General features: G+C 64.7%; 15 protein-coding genes. 5 read left to right on the forward strand and 10 right to left on the reverse strand.

Annotated elements, in window-relative coordinates; translation table 11 throughout:
- Window positions 1-66 precede the first annotated feature (66 nt).
- The 3 genes from EPO50_RS02120 to EPO50_RS02130 are packed head-to-tail and all read right to left on the reverse strand — an operon-like array spanning window position 67 to window position 3,885.
- Window positions 67-858, reverse strand: coding sequence for a glutathione S-transferase family protein (locus EPO50_RS02120; protein WP_296340985.1), 792 nt, complete (start codon window positions 856-858; stop codon window positions 67-69).
- 52 nt (window positions 859-910) lie between these two features.
- Window positions 911-2,671 carry a glucan ABC transporter ATP-binding protein/ permease gene (locus EPO50_RS02125; protein WP_296340986.1) on the reverse strand — a complete coding sequence of 587 codons (1,761 nt, stop codon included), beginning with the start codon at window positions 2,669-2,671 and terminating at the stop codon, window positions 911-913.
- 35 nt (window positions 2,672-2,706) lie between these two features.
- Complete coding sequence (locus EPO50_RS02130; RefSeq protein WP_296340987.1) at window positions 2,707-3,885, reverse strand: M20 aminoacylase family protein; 1,179 nt, start codon at window positions 3,883-3,885, stop codon at window positions 2,707-2,709.
- 47 nt (window positions 3,886-3,932) lie between these two features.
- Here EPO50_RS02130 and EPO50_RS02135 point away from each other — a divergent pair, with 47 nt between their 5' ends.
- The gene (locus tag EPO50_RS02135) at window positions 3,933-4,892 is read left to right on the forward strand and encodes a threonine dehydratase (protein WP_296340988.1); all 960 of its coding nucleotides are present in this window, start codon (window positions 3,933-3,935) and stop codon (window positions 4,890-4,892) included.
- On the opposite strand, the gene EPO50_RS02140 is transcribed toward EPO50_RS02135, so the two are convergent.
- Window positions 4,862-5,350, reverse strand: coding sequence for an Lrp/AsnC family transcriptional regulator (locus EPO50_RS02140; RefSeq protein ID WP_296340989.1), 489 nt, complete (start codon window positions 5,348-5,350; stop codon window positions 4,862-4,864). The genes EPO50_RS02135 and EPO50_RS02140 overlap by 31 nt on opposite strands.
- A gap of 110 nt (window positions 5,351-5,460) precedes the next feature.
- Here EPO50_RS02140 and phhA point away from each other — a divergent pair, with 110 nt between their 5' ends.
- The gene (gene phhA, locus EPO50_RS02145; RefSeq protein WP_296340990.1) at window positions 5,461-6,210 is read left to right on the forward strand and encodes a phenylalanine 4-monooxygenase; all 750 of its coding nucleotides are present in this window, start codon (window positions 5,461-5,463) and stop codon (window positions 6,208-6,210) included.
- 2 nt (window positions 6,211-6,212) lie between these two features.
- On the opposite strand, the gene EPO50_RS02150 is transcribed toward phhA, so the two are convergent.
- On the reverse strand, window positions 6,213-8,306 hold the full coding sequence (locus EPO50_RS02150) for an acetate--CoA ligase family protein (RefSeq protein WP_296340991.1): 2,094 nt from the start codon (window positions 8,304-8,306) through the stop codon (window positions 6,213-6,215).
- A 20-nt stretch (window positions 8,307-8,326) separates the two neighbouring features.
- Here EPO50_RS02150 and EPO50_RS02155 point away from each other — a divergent pair, with 20 nt between their 5' ends.
- Together EPO50_RS02155 and EPO50_RS02160 are read left to right on the forward strand one after the other, a co-directional pair.
- Complete coding sequence (locus EPO50_RS02155) at window positions 8,327-9,298, forward strand: tripartite tricarboxylate transporter substrate binding protein (RefSeq protein ID WP_296340992.1); 972 nt, start codon at window positions 8,327-8,329, stop codon at window positions 9,296-9,298.
- Window positions 9,299-9,311: 13 nt separating this feature from the next.
- Window positions 9,312-9,713, forward strand: a complete 402-nt coding sequence (locus tag EPO50_RS02160; RefSeq protein ID WP_296340993.1) for a RidA family protein — start codon at window positions 9,312-9,314, stop codon at window positions 9,711-9,713.
- Between the two features lie 24 nt (window positions 9,714-9,737).
- Here EPO50_RS02160 and EPO50_RS02165 read toward each other — a convergent pair whose 3' ends face one another.
- The 5 genes from EPO50_RS02165 to EPO50_RS02185 all read right to left on the reverse strand — a co-directional run bounded on the left by EPO50_RS02165 (window position 9,738) and on the right by EPO50_RS02185 (window position 14,280).
- Window positions 9,738-10,292 (reverse strand): cytochrome b/b6 domain-containing protein, encoded by a 555-nt coding sequence (locus tag EPO50_RS02165; protein WP_296340994.1) that lies wholly within the window; start codon window positions 10,290-10,292, stop codon window positions 9,738-9,740.
- Window positions 10,289-11,332, reverse strand: a complete 1,044-nt coding sequence (locus tag EPO50_RS02170) for a catalase family peroxidase (RefSeq protein WP_296340995.1) — start codon at window positions 11,330-11,332, stop codon at window positions 10,289-10,291. The genes EPO50_RS02165 and EPO50_RS02170 overlap by 4 nt, the downstream gene beginning before the upstream one ends.
- Before the next feature lie 186 nt (window positions 11,333-11,518).
- Window positions 11,519-11,962: a GNAT family N-acetyltransferase gene (locus EPO50_RS02175; RefSeq protein ID WP_296340996.1), complete on the reverse strand. Its 444-nt coding sequence runs from the start codon at window positions 11,960-11,962 to the stop codon at window positions 11,519-11,521.
- Complete coding sequence (locus EPO50_RS02180; protein WP_296340997.1) at window positions 11,959-12,879, reverse strand: SMP-30/gluconolactonase/LRE family protein; 921 nt, start codon at window positions 12,877-12,879, stop codon at window positions 11,959-11,961. Before EPO50_RS02180 ends, EPO50_RS02175 begins: the two co-directional genes overlap by 4 nt.
- On the reverse strand, window positions 12,880-14,280 hold the full coding sequence (locus tag EPO50_RS02185) for an aspartate aminotransferase family protein (protein WP_296340998.1): 1,401 nt from the start codon (window positions 14,278-14,280) through the stop codon (window positions 12,880-12,882). It lies immediately after the preceding gene.
- Window positions 14,281-14,379: 99 nt separating this feature from the next.
- Between EPO50_RS02185 and EPO50_RS02190 the strand changes: the two genes are divergently transcribed.
- Window positions 14,380-15,481 (forward strand): aminotransferase class V-fold PLP-dependent enzyme (locus EPO50_RS02190; protein ID WP_296340999.1); only part of this gene is annotated, 1,102 nt, incomplete at its 3' end.

The following is a 15,481-nucleotide window of genomic DNA, read 5'->3' on the forward strand; positions in this document are numbered from 1 at the left end:
TTAGGCGGACATTTCACGGCCGCCAAGGGGATATCAGGCAGATTCTATGCCAGTCGGTGCCATAGCCTAGCCGACGCCCAGCATCCCTCCAATCAGGCGGAAGACATGCAATTTCGTCCAGATGTCTGCAGGGGCAAAGCTCGGGCGCGCCTGCATGGCGCGCCAATAGCGCGCGAGCGCCGGCCGCTTCTGCAGCTCGGCGCCCATGCCGACGAATTCCATGCGGGCGAGGAACACGGTCCAGACCACGTCGGCTGCGCCATAGGCGGGCGGCACGAGTACGGCACGGCCATCGTGGAGCGTCTGCTCGAGCCGATCCATGAAGCCGACCGCTTCGGCGCGACGCTTCTCGGAGAGCCGCGCGACGGCCTCGGGATCGAAGGCGTGGATGCGCCCGGCAAAGACCGCGGCACGCTCCTCATAGACCTTGGCGAGGTCGGGATTCTGGGCGGCACGTTCGAGGAGGCGACGACGGACCGACTCGAGTCGCTTGGGAATCATGATCCGCGCCATCGGATTGCGGGCGAGAAGCCCGCCGAAGGTCAGCTCCTCGATCGGATAGCCGTAGTGAAGGTCGAGCCAGGATTTCGTGTCGCCATCGATGGTCGCTTCGCTGACGCCTAGCGCGTACTCGGCGATGTCCCTGCTCTGGTCGAGGATGCGGTCCGGCAGCACCAGCGTCGGCACGGTCATGTTCGGATTGAGCCGCACATAGTCCGGCTGCTGCTGGACCATCTTGAAATGGATGTCGATCACCATCGATTCGTAGGCGATCCCGCCTTCGACGAGCGCCAGGCGCGCGATCATGGAATAGTAGGACGACAGCGCGTGATAGAGGCGCGGCTTGGGTTCCGGCATGCCCGATCATCACCTGTGTGAACCGCGGATGCAAAAGGCAGATTGAGTCGCCTCAGGCTGCCTCGATGCCAGCTTGCTGGGTCGCCACGAGCCGGGAAAAGGCGCCGCCGTGCTCGATCAGTTCCTTGTAGCCGCCCTTCTCGACGACCCTGCCATGCTCGAAGACCACGACCAAGTTTGCCTCGCGAATGGTCGAAAGCCTGTGGGCAATCACGAAGGTCGTGCGGCCCTGCATCAGCACCTTCAACGCCTTCTGGATACGGGCTTCGGTGACCGAATCGAGCGCACTGGTCGCCTCGTCGAGGATCAGGATCGGGGGGTCCTTCAGGAGTGCCCGGGCGATCGCCAGGCGCTGGCGTTCGCCACCGGACAGGGTCATCCCGCGCTCGCCCACCATCGTCTCGTAGCCATTGGGCTGGCGCATGATGAAATCGTGCGCCTCAGCGAGCTTGGCCGCGGCCTCGAGCTCAGCCTGGGTGGCGTTGGGCTTGCCGATGCGCATATTGTCGGCAATCGAACGGTAGAACATCGTGCTGTCCTGGAAGACGACGCCGATGTTGCGCCGAAGCGATTCGAGCTTGATGTCCCGGTGATCGACGCCGTCGATGCGGATCACGCCCGACTGGGCATCCCACATGCGGTGCAGCAGCGACAGCGCCGTGCTCTTGCCTGCACCGGTCGGGCCGACGAAAGCCACCGTGGTGCCCGCCGATACGTCCAGGGAGAAATGGACCAGCGCCGGCCGCTTGCCGTCGTAGGAGAAATTGATGTCCTCGAAGGAAACGTTGCCGCGGGCGCGGCCGATATCGATGCCGTTCGGCTTGTCCGGCACCGTCGATTGCGAATCGAGCACCCGGAAGAAGTCGGCCAGCGCCGGCATCTGGAAGAAGATGCGGCTGACAAAGCCCGAGGCCTGATCCATGCGGCTGATCAACATGGTCGCAAAGCCCATGAAGCTCACGATCTCGCCGACTGTTGCCTCACCTTTGGTGTAGAGCCAGGTGCCCAGCACGAAGATCAGGATTACCGTGATCGTCGAGGCGGCGCGCGTCATCACCGACAGCAACGCCCACCAATTCAGTACCGGAAACTGTGCCGCCAGAGTCTCGCGTATGATGCGATGCATCTCGCCCGTCTCTGCGCGCAGCCGCACGAAACTCTGGATCAGGTGGATGTTGCCCAGTGCGTCGCCGGCACGACTGGCGAGCTGGCTGTGATAGTCCTCCACTTCGTGTTGCAGGCGGTCAGTACGGCTCACCACCCAGGCATTGGAGATCGCAAAGAAGATGATCAGCACGATCAGCAACAGGCCCAGCCGCCAGTTCATGAACAGGCTGAGCGGCAGCATCACGAACAGCGCCACGAAGGTCGCGAGATTCTCGCGAAAGAAGGACAGCCAGATGCCGAACAGGTGATCGACGCCCGTCAGCATGATCTTGAGCAGGCGCCCCGAATGCTGCCCATGGTGAAAGGCGAAGGGCAGCACCAGCACATGTTCGAAGAAGCTCGCCATGGCGCCCAGACGCCGGCGGTGGGCCATGCGGTCGGCCTGCAGCGAGACCACGATGTTGGCGGCAATGCCGCCAAGCCCGACGACAGCCCAGAGGATGAGGAGCTGGGTCGCCTCCTGCCACAGCTCCTCGGTGGACTTGTCACGCGCCGATCCCAGAAGATCGACGACCTTGCCGAACAGGACCGGCTCGTAGAACTGTAGTGCCGCCACCACGATGTTGGCCAACGCCAGGCCGATCGCCAACCCGCGCTCGGCCCGTAGCAGGCCGATGACCCGGCCGTAGACTCGAAAGAACTCCATGCGAACCTGTCAGCCGGCGCTCTGCACGATGTCGCCTACGCCGCCTTCCCGTCGCCGAGGAAGCGCTCGACGGTGCGTACGAAGAAGCTCACGCCGAAGGGAATCGCCATATCGTTGAAGTCGTAGCGCGAGTTGTGCAGGCTTACGGCGTCCTTGCCGCCGCCATTGCCCAGCCACACCATGGCGCCCGGCACCTTCTCCAGCATGTAGGAAAAGTCTTCCGCCCCCATCCGGGAGGCGGCCTTGTCGGTCGCGGCATGCTCGCCGCAAACGCCGGCTGCGACGTCTAGGGCAAAGCGGGCGCGCTCGACATCGTTCACCGTCGGCGGATAGCCGGGCTTGTGCTCGACCTCGATCTCGACGCCGTGCATGCGGGCCGCGCCCTCGCAGATCTCGTCGATGCGGCGCCTCACCAGCTCACGATTCTGCGGCGTCGTCGTGCGCGTCGTGCCGCCGATATGGGCGCCGCCAGGGATGACGTTGTAGGCGGAACCGGCGTTGAAGAAGCCCACCGTCACGACCGCAGGCTCGATCGGGTCGATGTTGCGGCTGACGATGGTCTGCAGGGCGAGGATGATATTGGCGCCGACGACCATGGGATCGAGCGTCGAGTGCGGATGGGCAGCATGGCCGCCGCGGCCCGTGATGCGGATGTCCCAGCGGTCGGCCGAGGCCAGGATCGGCCCGCCCTTGGCCACGATGTGACCGACCGGCAAGCCGGGCTTGTTGTGGATGGCGAACACGGCGTCGCAGGGAAACTTCTCGAACAGGCCGTCGTCGATCATCACCTTGGCCCCGCCACCGCCTTCCTCAGCCGGTTGGAAGATGCAATGCACGGCGCCTTCAAAGTTCTTCGTTTCGCTTAGCATCTTTGCGGCCCCCAGCAGCATGGCGGTGTGGCCGTCATGACCGCAGGCATGCATGCGGCCGGCATTCTGCGAGCGGTGCTCGAAGTCGTTGGTCTCGTCCATCGGCAGGCAGTCCATGTCGGCGCGCAGCCCGATCGACTTTACCGAATTGCCCTTGCGCAAGGTGCCGACCACGCCGGTCTTGCCGAGCCCGCGGGTCACCTCGAAGCCCCACTCCTGCAGCTTGGCGGCGACAATGTCGGAGGTCCGGTTTTCCTCGAACGCCAGCTCAGGATGAGCGTGGATGTCACGACGGATGGTGGAAATTTCACCCTGAATTTCGAGCGCACGAGGCAGAACAGGCATCACGTACTCCGGTTGGATCTGCGGGCATCTTAGCCCAAAGTGATGGCATGTTGTCTCTTACCGACGTCGAAGATGCTGCGGCCATCGTCCAGACCGCGATGCCGCCCACTGCGCAGTATGCATGGCCGCTGCTCGCCAAACGCACGGGTTGCGAAGTCTGGGTGAAGCACGAGAACCATACGCCGACCGGCGCTTTCAAGGTCCGCGGCGGGCTGGTCTACATGGACCGGGTAAAGCGCGAGCAGCCTGGCCTCAAGGGCGTGATCAGCGCGACTCGCGGCAATCACGGGCAGAGCATCGCCCTGGCAGCCAGCAAGGTCGGCATTCCGGCCACCATCGTCGTGCCCCACGGCAATTCGGTCGAGAAGAATGCCGCCATGAAGGCCTTCGGCGCCAGCCTGGTCGAAGCGGGCCATGATTTCGATGCCGCCAAGGATGCCGCCATGCGTCTGGCCGAGGAGCGCGGGCTTGCCATGGTGCCGTCCTTCCATCGCGATCTCGTGCGTGGTGTGGCGACTTACGCGCTCGAACTCTTCAGGGCGGCACCGGCGCTCGACACGGTCTATGTGCCCATCGGCCTGGGATCGGGCATCTGCGGGACCATCGCCGTGCGAGATGCCCTTGGCCTCCCGACCAAGGTGGTCGGTGTCGTCTCGACGGAGGCCGCGGCCTACGCCCTGTCCTTCGCCGCTGGCAAGGTCGTGGCCACCAACAGCGCCGACACCATGGCCGACGGCATGGCCGTGCGCGGGCCCGACGCCGAAGCGCTCGGGATCATCCTGAAAGGCGCGGACCGTATCGTGCAGGTGAGCGACGCAGAGATCGGCGCTGCCATGCGCGCCTACTACGAAGACACGCACCAGCTCACGGAAGGTGCCGGGGCGGCCGCGCTGGCGGCTCTCCAGCAGGAGCGAGAGCGCATGAAGGGCAAGCGCGTAGGCCTCGTCCTGAGCGGCGGCAATATCGACCGCCCTGTCTACTTGCGCGTGCTCGGCGGCGCAGGCTGAGGGGCCCAGGCCAGGTCACTCTTCACCGCCTGCATGATGAATGACGATCGTGTGCCGCGAACCCCCGGCATGCGCAGCAAGGCCTTCATGGCGAATTCGCTGAAGCTCGCCAGGTCGGGCGTCAGCACATGCAGCAGGAAATCCATGTCGCCGGTCACGGCGTAGCAGGCCACGACCTCGGGCCGTCCGCGGATCGCCACCTCGAAAGCCTCGACGGTCTTTTCCGAATGATCGTCGAGAGTGACCTGCACCAGCGCCTGCAGCGAGAGGCCGATGGATGGCGGCGATACCAAAGCGGCATAGCGGCCGATGACGCCCTCTTCCTCCAGCCGCTTCACGCGACGCTGGCAGGGCGTTGCCGAAAGGCCCACGCGCTCCGCAAGTTCGACCATGGGAAGACGGCCATCAGTCTGGAGTGCGCTCACGATACGTTTATCGATGTCGTCCAGAGCAATCATAGGGTATTTCTCTATTTTTGTTACTACACCAAGAGAATATCCCTATTTCAGACCATCCAGAAGGCCAACTTTGCACGGATTCACCTGCCCGGACGGCCCATATTCCCTGCATGAACATTGCCCCTCTCGACAACCTGCGCGGCGACTATGCCGGCATGGCGCCGGACTGGACGGTGACGCAGCATCCCGACCACTACTCCGATGAGGAGCAGGCGGTGTGGCGCCTCCTGGTAGAGCGTCAGAGTGCCTTGGCCCGCCAGTATGCCTGTGCGGAATTTCTGAACGGTCTCGAGACGCTGGGCATCGGCGACACCATCCCCGACTTCGCGGCGGTGAACGCCAAGCTGGAACCACTGACTGGCTGGCGGGTCGTCGGCGTGCCGGGCCTCATTCCCGACGCGGCCTTTTATGACCACTTGGCGCATCGCCGCTTCCCGGTCACCGTGTGGATCCGCAAGCGTGAGGAACTCGACTATCTGGTCGAGCCGGATCTGTTTCACGATTTCTTCGGCCACGTGCCGCTGCTGACCGATCCGGTGTTCGCCGACTACATGCAGGAGTATGGCCGCCGCGGCGTCGAGGCTGGACCGAATGTCCATCTCCTGGCCCGTCTCTACTGGTTCACCGTCGAATTTGGTTTGATCCGCACACCGCAGGGTCTGAAAGCCTACGGCGCGGGCATTCTCTCCTCCGCCGCCGAAGTGAAGCATGCGATCGAGGGAGAGAGCGTGGAGCGTTTGCCGTTCGATGCGTCGACGGTCATGCACCGCCCCTACGAGATCGACCGGCTACAAAGTACCTATTTCGTCCTCGACGATTTTCGCCAGCTCTTTGACGCCGCGCAAACACGCATCGCGTAGCCTCAGCGCAGCACGACGAGCCCATCGACGGCGACCACCCCTTCGCCCTCGCGCTTCACCAGCAATGGATTGATCTCGGCCTCGGCCACGCCGTCGAAGGTCTTGTGCGCCAGGTTCGAGAAGGCAGCAATCGTGCGCGCCAAAGCGGCGACGTCGCCTTTCGGCAGGTTACGATAGCCGCGCAGGGTCGCCAGCCCCTTTACCTCGTCGATCATCTGCCGCGCCTCGGCCTCGTCCACTGGTGCAAGCCGCGTCGCGGCATCCTTGTAGATCTCGGCCAGTACACCGCCGAGGCCGACGGTGATCGTCGGCCCGACCAATGGATCGCGGCGAAAACCCAGGATCACCTCGGCGAGGCCGCGCTCCATCTTCTGCACCAGGAAGCCGTCAAACTTGGCCTGTGGCGCATGGGCTCTCACCCGCTTCTCCATCTCTCGCGCCGCGATGGCCGCCGTTTGACCATCCTGCAAACCAAGCGCCACGCCTCCCGCTTCGGTCTTGTGTGCGATATCGGCCGACAGGATCTTGAGCACCACCGGCGCGCCCACTTCCGCCACCGCCGCCACGATGCGCTTGGCATCGGGCACGGCCATCGACTTCGCCATGGGCACGCCCAGGGCGCCAAAGAGATCGGCGGCCCGCCGTTCGTCGAAGCCCGAGACGCGGCCGGCCTCCAAAGCCCCCAATGCGGCGATCGATGGCTCTGCTGTAGCAGGCACCGACTGCGGTGGCTTGCGCAGCAGGCAGAGCGCCATCGCCTCGGCACAGGATTCGGGATGGCGGAAGGCCGGCACACCCGCTGCCGTCAGCAGGGCCAGCGACTTCTCGGCCGCCGGTGTCAGTGCCACCGCGAAAGGCTTGGCGGATTTGGCGAAGCGCAACAGCGGCTCGACCGCCAGCTCGGAGTTGAATTGTGCAGAGGAGCCCACGACGAAGATCACCGCATCGTTGGCATCGTCGGCCAGCAAACGCTCGATCGTGCCCGCCACGATCTCGGGCTTTGCTCCAGCCAGGGTGAGATCGACGAGCTTGCCGTCCCCCGCCGCAATCCCCAGCGGCTTCAGCCAGTCGACCAACGCGCGTGGCGGACCGGCAATGTCGAGACCTGCCACCGCCATGTTGTCGACCACCATGGCCGCACCGCCGCCAGTAGTCGTGGCGACGGCCACTCGCTTGCCGCGCGACGGCGGCCGATCCACGAGGAGCGGTGGCACGTCGATCAAGGACTCGAACATCGAGACGCGCGCGATGCCATGCCGATGGCAGAAGGCATCGAACGTGGCGTCGGAGCCCGCGATCGCTCCGGTATGTGACTTGGCAAGCTCCTGCCCGATCGACGACCGGCCAAGCTTGTAGGCGATCACCGGCTTACCCGCTGCGTGAGCACGCCGCGCCGCACGTGCCAGCCGCTCGCCGTCGCGCAGGGTCTCCATGAACAGCAGGATGGCATCCGTCTTGGAGTCGTCGACCAGCAGGTCTGCGATCTCGCCAACGGCGAGATCGACTTCGTTGCCGACCGAGACCAGCCGCGAGAAGCCGATGCCGCGCGCATCGGCACGCGAGAGCAACGCGCCGATGAGACTGCCGCTCTGACTGACCACGGCCCAGCGTCCGGTCCGCAGCTTGTCGACGGCGAAGGCGGCGTTGGCCGTCAGCGCCACGGCGGGATCGGTGCTGACCGTGCCGATGCTGTTGGGCCCCACGAGACGTATGCCGGTATCGCGCACGATGCGCGTCAGCTCGTCCTGCAGCGAAGCGCCGGCTGCACCCGCATCGGCAAAACCACCGGCCAGGATCGACGCCACTTTCACGCCGCGCCGGCCGCACTCGGCCAGAGCCGCTACGGCGGTGGCGCCATTCAGCAGGATGTAGGCGTGATCTATGTCACCTGGAATCGCGTCGAGATCCCTGTAGGCCTTCTCACCCAGAATTTCGCCGCGCGAGGGATTCACAGGCAGGATTTCGCCAGTAAAGCCGTGCTTGCGCAGAAAACGCTGCGGCCGCGACGTCGTCTTGCTTGGGTCAGCCGACGCGCCGATCAGGGCAATGCGGCGCGGCTCGAACAGAGGCGTGAACAGGTTCTTGGGATCGCTCATGCGCAGAGTATACTCCGCACATGTTCTCTCGCCGCACTTTCGTCGCTTCAGCGTTTTCCGCCATTGCCCTGCCGGCGCACAGCCAAACGGCGCCATGGCCCAACAAGCCGATCAGACTCGTCGTGCCCTATGCACCGGGCGGCACGACCGACGTTGTCGCCCGCGTCATCGCCGAGTATCTCGGCAAGCGGCTTGGCCAGAACATCATCGTCGACAACAAGCCCGGCAAGGGTGCGATGGTCGGCACCGCGATGGTTGCCAAGGCGCCGCCCGATGGCTACACGCTCCTGATGTCGGTGATCTCCGGCCTCACCATCTCGCCGACGCTCTATGGCGGCGGTGATTTCGATCCGATGGCAGACTTCATTCATATATCGATTGCCTCGACCAACCCCAGCGTGCTGGTCGTCAATCCGGCCTTCGAAGCCAAGACGTTCAAGGACTATGTCGACTACGCCAAGGCCAATCCCGGCAAGCTCGCCTACGCCACCTCCGGCGCCGGCTCGAGCAACCATCTGCTCGGCGTGCGTCTTGCACAGGTGATCAGCGCGGAGATGGTCCATGTGCCCTATCGCGGCGCCGGGCCTGCCATGGTCGACACGATCGCGGGCAACGTGCCCTCGATGTTCGATTCACTGCCGTCAGCGGCGCCCCACATCAAGGCAGGCAAGGTGCGCGCCCTGGCGGTGAGCAGCAACCAACGCAATCCTGCCTTCCCCGATGTACCGACCATGAAGGAAGCGGGCTATCCCGACCTGATCTCCTATTCCTGGTTCGGCATCTCGGTGCCCGCCAAGACGCCGGCGCCGATCGTCGATCGCATCGCCACCGAGATGCAGGCCGTGTTGAAGGAACCGGCGGTCGTCAAACGCTGGGAAGAGATCGGCGCCGAGCCCAGCACCATGACGCCGGCTGAGGTCACGCGCTTCGTGCAAGAGGAAATCGACAAATGGACGCCGGTCGTAAAGTCGTCCGGCGCCAAGCCCGACTGAGGAGGAGCCCATCATGACCATCCGTCGCGTGATTTCGCCCGCCGTCGCCGAGCCGCCCCCCGAGCGCTGGTCGAACTGCCTGGTGTCCGACGGGATCGCCTATGTCTCCGGCATGACGGCACGCACCGGCGACGCCAAGGAGCTGCGCGGGAAGGACGAGTACGAGCAGGCGAAGATCATCTTCGGCAAGATCAAGGCGCTGCTCGAAGCCGCCGGCGGTGCCATGTCCGACGTGGTCAAGATCACGGTGTTCGTCACCGAGATCGCCAACAACACCAAGGTCTGGGCGGCGCGGCGCGAGTTCTTCACCGGCGACTTCCCAGCCTCGACCTTGGTCGAGGTAAGCGCACTCGCCGCGCCCGAGATCCTGGTCGAGATCGAAGCAGTGGCTCATCTCGGCAAGGGAAAGCGCTAACAGCGGTAGCCGCAATCCAAGGCGTCAGTGCTTACCACGGCGCGATGGCAAGGGCGACATGGCCTCGAAGACGCCGTCGCGCCGGACCAGGGCATGGAACAGCGCCGCCGCGAGGTGCAGCAGGATCAGCGCGAAGAAGGCGAGCGCCAGCCAGTGATGTGCGCTGCGCAGCAGCGTGTGCAGGGTGTCGCTCTGCGGCAGGATCGCCGGCAGCCGGATGCCGCCATAGAGCACGATCGGATAGTCGCCGGCCGACAGCATTGCCCAGCCGATCAAAGGCATGGCGATCATGAGCGCGTAGAGCGCGTAGTGAGAGAGGATCGCGCCCAGCCGCATCAGCGGCGGCAGGCTTGCCGGCAGCGGTGGCGCGCCCCGCACGAGACGCACGCCAAGACGCAGCAGCGCCAGGAGAAGTATCACGGCGCCCAGAGTCTTATGCGTCTCCAGCAGGGGCACGTAGCGCGGTGCGGTGGTCGAGACCATGCCGATGCCGATGAACAGCATCGCCACGATGCATACAGCCATCAGCCAATGCAGTAGGCGCTGAAGGCCGGTGAAGCGGGTCAGCTGCCTGCTCATTGCTTGGGGCTCCCGGAAGTCCTGGGATAATGCTTCGCCTCCGCCGTGCGCCGGTCGTACGACCTCGCATAGGCGGCCGAGCGGGCGGCGGGAAATGGATCGTCCGAGACGGAGATGCCTTTCGGCAGGATCGTCGGATCGAAGTTGATCTCGCGACAGGGACCATCGGCTTCCGCCTCGATCCGCTGCACTACCAAGGTGCCGACCTCGACGATGCGCCGCTCGGCCGGCCAGGCCTTGCTGGGATCGGCCGTGACGTCGCCCGACTCGGCCACGGTCACCGTCATCGTCCAGCGCTGTGGTGCCGCTGCGACACGCTGCGTGATCTCCTGTTCGAGATAGTTGGGGCCACGCTTGGCAAGCTCGTCGGGCGCGATCGGCACAGGCTCTGCCACCGGCCGCAGCGACCAGCGCACCGCGCGCGCGACGCCGGCCCGGTCGACGAACAGGAAGGCGTTCAAGCCGTTGTACGGGTCCTCGGCATAGCTCGACGTCCAGGGCGTGGTGGTGGCCCATTTGCCGAAGGCCGCGATCTCCGGATGCGCTGCGACCACGCTCTTCATCGCCTCCGGATCCTTGCTGTGCGAGGCCTTCTGCAGCTCGTAGAAGGCTTGCGGTGTCGCCACGGGAAAGAACGGCGGGTCGATCATTGCGCTGCGCCAAACCCCGCCGTCCGGCGTCGTGATCTGCAGCCCCAGGCCGCGAACCCGAACCGTGGCATCCGCCGCATTGGGACTGGGCGTCGCGAGATTGAAACGGCCGACGACCGGATAGCTACCGGGCGCGAAAACCTGGGCGACCGAGAGGTCCGCGCCCTTGCCGTTCGAGTCGAACACGCCGGTGAAGCAGATGCCCTTGGCGTGATTGCGGCGATAGCCGAGGGCGGGGCCGCCCGGCGGCGCCAGCACATCGACCAGCTTGGCCGGCGTCAGGCGGTTGGGCGAGAGCCAGCCCGCCGTGTAAGCGAAGGCGCCCGCGCCCGCCGCCACGACGACGGCGATCAGCACACAGGATGCGAAGAAAGAACGGGACGGCGACATCGGAGGTTCGACCATGGAGGACCGTTGGCGAAAGCCGTTGGTGGAAACCGTTGGTTGCTGTTCTCGATCCCGAGTTAGTCCCGTAGGCGACTCTCTGCGAGTAACAATCCCGTGGTTGTTGCGTCAGAATCGCCGGCACGGTTCTTGCGGCCAAGACGAAATCGTTCCGAACGGAATACGCTCGGGCTATGCACCCAGCTCAATGTCGTAGCGGATGAAGCCGCGATTGACGGCGACCTTGTCGTAAAGCAGCCGCGCCGTGGCATTGCTTTCCTGGGTCTGCCAGTAGACGCGCGGGCATTTGCGTTCACGCGCCCAATCGGCGACGGCCTCGATCAGCGCCCGCGCCACCCCCTTGCCGCGCACGTCAGATGCCGTGAACAGGTCTTGCAGATAGCAGACGTCCGCCGACGAAGTGTTGGCGTGGATCAGGAAATGCGTGATGCCGACCAGGCGACTATCGAGCTTGGCGCCCAGCGCGTGCATGCGCGTATCTGCCTGGAACTCGTTCCAGGCGCGGTCGTACATCTCCTGCGGGAGTGTGCGCTTGTAGAAGTCGATATAGGCGCGGAACAGGATTTCCCATTCCGCGCGATCGCTCTCGGTCAGTTTGCCGATGGTCAACATCATGCGTGACTGAACATGGGTTTGCCGGCAACCAGCATCGTGGCTTTCAGGATGGTGCCACTCGCGATCCTGGCGCTCTGGCGCGAGACGACGAGGTAGAGATCTCGACCGGAGAAAGCCACGTTGGTGCAGTAGATGTCGTCACCGCAATCGACATGATGCGTCGGCCGGCCGAGATGATCGAAGCGCCAGGCGGTGGTGCTGGGATGGGCGATCACCAGACCGCCCTCCTGGTCCAATGCCATTCCATCGGGCCCGGCATGGCCGCCGCTCATCTGGATGAACAGACCGACCTTGCTCGCTGCGCCGTCGGCCATCAGCGGCAGGCGCCACACGGCATTGCCGCGCGTCACTCCGACATAGAGCACGTTCTCCGACTTGTTCATGACGAGGCCGTTTGGGCTCGGCACCGTGCCGACCAGCATCGTGAGCTTGCCCGTCGTATCGTAGCGATAGACGCGGCCCGTCGGATCGTGCAGGCCGGTCTGCCCCTGGTCGGTGAAGTAGAGATCACCATTGGCGGCAAAGAACAGATCGTTGACGCCCTTGAAGCTCTCCGAGCCGCGCGTCTCGATCAGCGGAGTCACCTTGCCGGTCGCGGGATCGAGCAAGACGATGCCGCGCTTGTAGTCGGTGATGAAGATGCGGCCATCCTTGTGGATCTTGAGGCCGTTCGGCCAGCCGTCGTATTCCGTCACCAATGTCCAATCGCCCCGGGGGCTGATGCGGAAGACGCGGCCGAACGGAATGTCGGTGACGTAGAGATTGCCGTCACGATCGAAGCTCGGCCCTTCGAGGAAGGAGTCGAGTACCTGACCGACGGCATTGGCATCGCCCCATGACGTACGGCCAGGCTTCCGGAACCTCTCCGGCAGCCGCGTGAACTCGGTCGCGGCTACCGGCTTGGTGAGGCCATACATCTAGGCCGCTTTCACTTCACGTTCGGCCTTGAGCGCGCGCACCGTCTGGCGAAGCGCATGAACGGTCTTTTCGATCTCCGCCGCGCCGTGGGTCGCCGACACGAAGCCGCCGGGAGCGCCCATCACATCGACGCCGTGGGTCATCAGGCCCATGCGGATCTTGCCGCTGAGCGGGCCCGACCGACCGCCCTTCAGCTTGGCGAAGCCCTGCTTCAGCGGATCGAAAGTCGCGGGATCGATGTCGTCTCCGGTCGGGTTGGGATAGATCAGGAAGGTCGAGGACTGGCCGTAGATGCCCCAGGGAATCCCCTCCTCGACAAGTACCTGCGTCAGGGCCTTGCGCAGCTCGGCTGCCGTGCGATTGGCTTTCTCGGCAAGATCCTCGTCGCGCAGCAGCGAAAGCGCCGTCACCGCCGCGGCCGCCGAAAGCGGGTTGGCGTTGTAGGTGCCAGGATGGCCGATGCGCTCCTGCTTCTTGGCAGTGGTCGACGCGTGATCGATCAAGTCGAGGATCTCGCGTTTGCCTGCCACCGCACCGCCCGGCAGGCCACCGGCCACGATCTTGGCGAGAATGCAGAGGTCCGGCGTCACGCCAAAGGCCTTCTGCGCACCGCCCGAGGACCAGCGGAAGCCGGTGATGACCTCGTCCATCAGCATCACGACGCCGCGCTTGGTTGTCACGTCGCGCACCGTCTGGATGAAGCCCGGCGGCAGCGGCACCTGCCCCCATGACGCGCCCGACGGCTCGAACATTACGGCCGCGATGTCGTCACGGCTCTCGAGCAGCTTCACGACCGCGCCGACATCGTCGGATGGCATCAGGATGGTCAGATCGGCGACACTCTGGGGAACACCGGGAGTCGTCGTGCCGTCATAGTGCGAGACGGCACCGGCTGCGACCGTGTCGTGCCAGCCATGGAAGTGGCCAATGAAGCGCACAATCTTGTCCTTGCCGGTATAGGCGCGCGCCAGCCGGATCGCCATGTGCGAAGCTTCGGTGCCCGACGCGGTGAAGCGGACCTTCTCAGCGGACGGGATCAGCTCGCACACCAGTTCGGCCCAGCGCACCTCGAGCTCGTGGCTCGAACCATAGTGCGTGCCGAGCTCGATCTGTCGCTTCACCGCCTCGATGACGGCAGGATGCGAATGACCCAGCAGCATCGCGCCGTGGCCGCCGAAATAGTCGACATACTCGTTGCCATCGACATCCCACTTGCGCGGGCCGACCGCGCGCGAGACGTGGATCGAATAGGGGTCGAGGTAGCGCGCATCGTGGGTAATGCCGCTCGGCAGCACCTTCGCCGCACGCTCGTAGAGCACGGCGGAGCCGCCAGTGCGCGCGCGATAGTCGGCGACGATGGCCGAGTTCGTCTGTGATGAATCGTTCTTTTGCGTGGTCATACTTGCCCTCAACCCAGCTAATGGCAGAGCATCGCTTGTCTCGCTTGTCTCGCCAAGGGGCACGCGCCAGAGTTCCGCCTTCCAAAGCGGAGGAACGCAGTGAACGCCAAGCCCCGTGGCCGCCAATTCTTCAACAATCCAGGCCCGACCAACATTCCCGACCGCATCCTGCGGGCAATGGACCGGCCCGTAATCGATTTCATGTCTGACGAGTTCGTCGCCATCCATCACGCCTGCCACAACGGCGTGAAGCGTGTGCTGAAGACCGATCAGAACCTGTTCCTCTACTCGTCGACCGGCCACGGTGCCTGGGAAGCCGCCCTCGCCAACCTCTTCTCCCCCGGCGAAACCGTGCTGATGGTCGAGACCGGCTACTTCTCAGATAGCTGGACCGAGATGGCGCATCACCTGGGCATCAAGGTCGAGACGATCTCCGCCGACCTTCGCAAAGGCGCCGATGTCTCGAAGATCGCGGAGCGCCTCGCCAAGGACAAGGAGCACGAGATCAAGGCGGTGCTCACCGTCCACAACGAGACGGCGACCGGCATGGTTTTGCCGCTAGCGGAAGTGCGCCGCGCCATCGACGAGGCCAAGCACCCCGCGCTGCTGCTCAGCGACACGATCTCTTCGCTCGCCAGCATGGAATACAAGATGGATGCCTGGGGCATCGACCTGACGGTAGGCGGCAGCCAGAAGGGCCTGATGCTGCCCACCGGCATGTCGCTGACCGGCGTCAGCAACAAGGCGCTGGAAGTGTCGCGCAAATCCAAGACGCCGCGTCACTACTGGAGCTGGGACATGATGACCGGCCGTGCGCCGCAGAAGTTCGTCGGCACGGCTCCCGTTCACATGTTCTTCGGTCTTCAGGAGTCGCTGAAGATGCTGGAGGAGGAAGGTCTCGACGCCGTGTTCGCGCGCCACGCCCGCCTCGCCGAAGCAACACGCGCCGCCGTGCGCGTCTGGGGCTCCGACGGCAAGGGTCCGCAGCTCTTCTGCCAGACGCCCGATCGCCTTTCCAACTCGGTCACTGCCGTCGTCATGCCCGAGGGCGTGAGCTCCGATCCGTTGCGCAAGACCGCGGTCGATCGCTTCAACCTGTCGCTGGGCGGCGGGCTCGGCAAGATGATGGGCAAGATGTTCCGCATCGGCCACATGGGCGATCTCAACGAGCCGATGCTGCTGGGCTGCCTCGCCACGACCG

The sequence above is a fragment of the Reyranella sp. genome, assembly GCF_004297405.1.
In the GTDB taxonomy this organism is placed as follows: Bacteria; Pseudomonadota; Alphaproteobacteria; order Reyranellales; family Reyranellaceae; genus Reyranella.